Consider the following 1,635-nt stretch of genomic DNA (forward strand, 5'->3'; position numbering starts at 1 on the left):
TCATGAGGCGCCTCAAAGGTGTCCGTMTGGCGGTTGCGTTCGTCATACACGCTGACTTTCATCTGCGTCTGCAGCACGCCCAGCGCCTTCACCTGCTCCGGCGACGTCAGCGTCGCCAGGTCGATCGGATTGCCTGACGCGTCCTTCAGRTCGTCCACCAGAATGAACTCCGCCGAGGCGTTGCCGTTCTTGTCGTACAGGTAAAGCTGCGGCGCGCCGGTTTCCTTGTTGGTGCTGAACAGACGGCCCAGGCGGTCGTACTTGAACTGCTCCTGGTATTGCCCGTTCATGCCTTTCGCCGTRATGTCGCCGTAGCCGTTATAGCGCGTCTCGTGACTCAGGCCGGTGGTGTCCACGCGTTTGATTTCACGACCCGCGCCGTCATACCAGTAACGGTTCCAGTAGCTCTGGCTGCCGCCTTCCGCCTGCCGCTGRCTCCAGCTTTTCTCCGCCACCGCGCCGAACGCGTCCGTCGCGTAATCCGTCCGYGCGCCGCTGGCGTCAATGTCCGCCACCGCAAAGCCCAGCGCGTTCACCAGCGTGCGGCTGGTCTGGTTGGCGCCCGCCTCCAGCGCCACCCGCGTCTGCGTCACCTGACGYCCTAACGCGTCATAACCATAGGTCACGGTCGCGCGCGCCATGCGGCCTTTGTAGTCCGTAAAGCTCTGYCCTTTCTCCGTCGTCTTGCGGCCCAGGGCGTCGTAGGTCGTCTCCAGCGTACGCAGCGTCTCCGCGCCTTCTCCCGGCGCAATCGTGCGTTGCAGGCGGTTCAGGTTGTCGTAGTCGTAGCGGGTGCTGCGACTGCTCGCCGTGGTCTTCTTCGGCGCCCCGTTCACGAACTGGTAGTCCTCCACGCCGTGCACGGTTTCSGTGATCCGGCGTCCCAGGCGGTCATAGTCGTAAGTCTGTYTGCGGTCGCCCCGCACCAGTTTCTGCGCCACTTCYKCGTCGCTCAGGTCCGYCAGGTCSCGYCCGGCCAGCTTCGCCGCGTCGCTCTCCGCCGCCGCCCGCTGCGCCGCCACGTTCGCCAGCAGCTCCGCCAGGGTCGCCGTTTCTGCTGGRTTTTTCGCCTCATAGGCGTACTGGACCTGCTCCCGRATCTGACCTAATGCGTCCGTGGTCCATTGCGTCAGGGCGTGATGACGGGTCACCGTCACCGCTCCCCCATCGCGCTGGTAATCCGTGACGCCCGCCGCCAACGTCGCCTGCAGGTCGCCCTGCGCCGTATAGAAGTGACGCGTCACGCCGCCGCGACCGTCCCGCTCCGCGATCACGTCGCCGTTACGGTTGTAGAGCGTTTGCGTCACCACCTCTTCCTGGCTGTACGCGGAGCTGTAGAAGCCCTTGCTCACGGCGCTTTCGCCCTGGGTCAGCGCCGCCARYTGCTGATTGCTCAGCGCCAGATCAAAGTGGGTTTCGCCCCGGGTCCGCGTCTCCACCTGACGGTTGTTCAGGTCGAACGTGTAACGCAGTTCCCGGTAATCGTCCGTATCTTTGCTCAGCAACGCCGCCAGCGCGGCATTGCCGGGATTGCTCAAGGCCTCGCCGTAACGTCGCTCCAGGATGCGGTTGCCGCTGGGGTCGTAGTCGTAGGCGGTCACGGCGCCGGCCGCGTCCACCGCCGCCGTCACCCGA

The 1,635-nt window shown here is 65.2% G+C and carries 1 protein-coding gene; it reads right to left on the bottom strand.

Features of this window, described 5'->3' with window-relative positions; translation table 11 throughout:
- The coding region (locus tag KP814_RS32460; protein ID WP_216740661.1) for a hypothetical protein at positions 1 to 1,635 on the bottom strand (1,635 nt) is incomplete at both ends.

Origin of the sequence: Hahella sp. HN01 (genome assembly GCF_018986435.1) — a bacterium.
Taxonomy (GTDB): Bacteria; Pseudomonadota; Gammaproteobacteria; order Pseudomonadales; family Oleiphilaceae; genus Hahella.